Source organism: uncultured Thiodictyon sp., from assembly GCA_903837595.1.
Taxonomy (GTDB): domain Bacteria; phylum Pseudomonadota; class Gammaproteobacteria; order Chromatiales; family Chromatiaceae; genus Thiodictyon.
Window position 1 is genome coordinate 1 of the sequence record CAILVI010000531.1, and the last position, 3,472, is coordinate 3,472.

General features: G+C 63.7%; 3 protein-coding genes and 1 pseudogene. 1 reads left to right on the plus strand and 3 read right to left on the minus strand.

Translation table 11 applies throughout. The annotated features are described in order from the left end of the window. Nucleotides 1-150 precede the first annotated feature (150 nt). Nucleotides 151-681, minus strand: a complete 531-nt coding sequence (locus QZY44_RS32190) for a DUF1566 domain-containing protein (protein WP_295457261.1) — start codon at nucleotides 679-681, stop codon at nucleotides 151-153. A 434-nt stretch (nucleotides 682-1,115) separates the two neighbouring features. Continuing rightward, entirely contained in the window at nucleotides 1,116-2,222 is a 1,107-nt protein-coding gene (locus tag QZY44_RS32195) for a DUF1566 domain-containing protein (RefSeq protein ID WP_295457264.1), read from the minus strand. Nucleotides 2,223-2,560: 338 nt separating this feature from the next. Here QZY44_RS32195 and QZY44_RS32200 point away from each other — a divergent pair, with 338 nt between their 5' ends. After that, nucleotides 2,561-2,821 carry a hypothetical protein gene (locus tag QZY44_RS32200; protein ID WP_295457267.1) on the plus strand — a complete coding sequence of 87 codons (261 nt, stop codon included), beginning with the start codon at nucleotides 2,561-2,563 and terminating at the stop codon, nucleotides 2,819-2,821. 287 nt (nucleotides 2,822-3,108) lie between these two features. On the opposite strand, the pseudogene QZY44_RS32205 reads toward QZY44_RS32200, so the two are convergent. Next, a pseudogene (locus tag QZY44_RS32205) lies at nucleotides 3,109-3,472 on the minus strand (hypothetical protein); the annotation flags it as partial.

Sequence of the window (3,472 nt, forward strand, 5' to 3'; positions counted from 1 at the left end):
ATGTCTCACCTCCCCGCTGTAGCCGAAGATGGCGGAACCGCCTGCGGCATTCCGCCCTATGCGGTCTCGCCCACGCCCAAACACGGGCGGTGGCGAGCGGTTTGTGGCCGACCGGATGCTCATACGCCGACACCCCCAAAAAGGACCAAGTCACTGTCCGCCGCGCACGAGGCGAACATGAACGGTGCTGCTCCTAACGCCGAAACTGACGCTACCATCGCCGAAGTTCACGTACCACGAAGCGTAGTACGCGCGGTAGGCAAAGGGAGATGAGGACCAAACAACCGAACTCGGCGGCATGTTGGGAAAGTAAGTGGCGTTGATTGCCGGGGCATAGCAGCGCCGCTCGACCAGCGATTCCAACTCATTCTTATTCGGCAGACGCCAGTCCGTATGGCCGGCCACGCCGGCTGCGTTGGCCACCATCGCCTGTTGCAGTGCGTTCTGCCAGGTGAAGGTGGCGGCCGCACCGTTCAGACAACCCACCCCGCTCACGCCCACGGTGCATTGCATCCACATCAGACCGGTGGCGGCATCGCTGACAGTACCGTCGCCGTGCTCGGTGAAGCGGCTGTCGGGTGCCGTCGACGGAATGCGGGTGTTGCAGGTTTGGGCCACCGCACCGGCGCCAACCGCCGACAGCAAAAGGACGGCCGCCAGCCCGAGAAACTTGTCATACATCACTTAAGCACTCCGCCGCTCGATACTGGGAACAGGGTGGAACTGGTGCCTTGGAACAGGGGGCTGAGCACCCGCCGTTTCATCCCACCGGCCAGTTGGCCCTCCTCGCCGATGAAGGCATAGGGCTGACCGGCGGTGCGCCGCGACCGGCCAAGGCCCTTGGTCGTCGCGATGATCGGCCGCCCGCCGGATTGCCCGGCAGACGTTCGTCACCTGGCGGCGCAATTCGCTGCCCAGGGTGTATTTATGGTAACGGGGAAATTGGCGGACCGCCTGCTCAATCGCCACCAGCAGGCGTGTCGCGTCGCGCAAAATAGGGAGATGGCTCACGCGGCCCACGGCACGCCCCCAAGGGCGCAAGGACCGGTGCTGAGCCAAATCATCGCGATTCGAGATCGGCCGCGCGTTCAATTCATTCCCCAAAAAAGACCAAGTCACTGTCCGGCGCGCACGAGGCGAATATGAACGGCGGCGAGCTTAAGGCTGAAGTCGGCGTTACCATAGTTGAAGCGCAAGTTCCATGCGTAGTCCGCATAGTGGGCATTGGGAGACAAGGACCAAACATACGAATCGGCGAGTGTATTTGGAAAATAGAGCAAATCGATCGTCGGCGATATCCGATCATTACTGACGATCGACAGCAATTCCCGCGGATTTGGTATACGCCAATCCGCCGCCCCGCACAGCCCCTGCGCATTGACCGCCCGCACATAGCCATCAGTATCGCAGCTAATACCGCCAGTACAGACTCCGAGATTGAGCGACCCAGCCGAGCCGCCATTGGTCGCGGGGTCCGGGTTGTACCAGGAGTACGTATTGTTCTGATCCCGCCACCCGCCATCGGCCGTCTTGACCTCCCAAATCAGCCCGGTAACATTGTCACGCACGCACGTCCAATTCGGCTCGCTGGCGGCCAGCGGGTTGCCGTTGGCGTCCAGTTTGGTGAAGCTGAAGCCGGCATGGCCGTCGCTGTCGTCGTTGTTGGTCGCATCGCGTCCGTGTTCTGCGTCCTGCCCGGGAAAGCCAGCCACCGGACAGGGCAAGCCATTGCTGATGGCATTGCCACAGCTAGTGATGCCGGTGTCGTTGAGGTCCAAGACGGGTAACTGGCCGAGGGCCGCGAGGTAGGGGGCGATCTGCCCGGGGGTGGTGCGGGTGGCGCCCGCCGCGACGGCGCCCACGGTGAGGGCCGAACCCGTGCGCCCCAGCAGATAGCGCATGATCAGCACCCCGTCGGTGAGTGCGTCGACCCGGCCGTCGCCGTCCACGTCCCAGAGGGCGCCGGTGCGATCAAGGTAGGCGGTGATGGCTTCGGCGTCGCGGGTGGCCCCAGCGCCGAGTGCGCCGGCGGTCAGGGCGGTGCCGCTGAAGCCGAACAGGTGGCGCAGGATGAGGGTGCCGTCGGTCGCGGGCGCGACCACACCGTCGCCGTCCGCGTCCAGCCGGGCGGCCTGGGCGGCCTGGGCGGTGGCCGCCGCGCAGAGCAGCAGCGGCAGTAGTCCATGCTGCAGGTGTGCATGCACCCGGCCGATCGTTGGCATGTCCGCGTTCTCCCTTACTGCACCGGTCCGGCGCGCTTGTTGCGGAGGATGAGGCTGCGTGCAACGCACTCAGACGAGGTTCACGCACCAGTCGGGAGTTGTTTACTGCATTGATTTTGGAAAATCAACTGAGGAAATAACTCAGGCATGCCGGCACCGGTGTCGACTGGTCCGCTTTGAAACACTTGATGTTTGCGATCCCGGGGTGCGCGTTGCAGGACAATGGCGCAACCGCCCGCGGCGTTCCGCCCTTCGGGGAGCAAACCCCGCTCCCGTCGTTGCGCTCTGAAACAAACCGTATTACTTTGCGTAGGACATTACACGCCGGGAGACCCAGCATGGGCACGAGAACCGTCCGACTTGACGACGAAGCGGAACAGGCACTGCAACGGCTACGCACGATCACCGGGCTTACCATCTCCGATGTCCTAAAACACGGCTTGACCGCCTACGAAGGCCAAGCGCAGGAACAGGCCAAGCGTAAACCCTACGACATCTACCGCGAGTTGGACCTGGGTCCAGGCGGTTACGCCGTCGCACCCGCGCGGGGGGCCAAGTCCGCGGTGGCCCAGGTCATCCGCCGGAAGCACAAAGGATGATCGCGCGCAAAATATTTACCATCGACCGCGGCGATTCCGCGACCTACCGGATCAAGCAAGGGCATCGGCATCTGGCGTTCGAGATCGTGGGTTGATCGCCCGCGAGCGGCGTTGCTTATACTCGGGGTCCGCTGGAATCGTTGAGCATCGTAGACCGAAATGGCGAAACCGCCTGCGGCGTTCCGCCCTACCCGTTACGCGCGGTCAGGGCATCGCGCGGGAACCCGTCGCGGCCGGGGGCCGCTCCTACCGCCGTAGGAGCGGCCCCCGGCCGCGACGAATCATGCTCAGGGCGCGCGTAAGGCCTGCACCTCAGCAAGGCTCAAACCGGTCTTCTGCGCCAGCAACTGGTCATCAGCAATCAGGTCAAGCAGACTCCGGGCGATGCGCAGGCGCTCCTGCAGTTGGCCTTCACCCCGCCCTTCCTCCCGACCTTCCTCCCGACCCAGCTTCCGGCCCTGATGCATCCCCCAGCCATAGGAGGATTGCACCATGCTGGCCTGCTGATGCAAGTCATCCTGATAGCGCTCATAGGCCCGCCGCTCCGATTCCGGCAGCCGCAGGATATCTAATTGCTCCTTGGCCTCTTGCAGCCCCCGCGCCCGAAAACCCTCTGGCACCTCCTCGTGTTTGAGAAAATAGATCCACTCG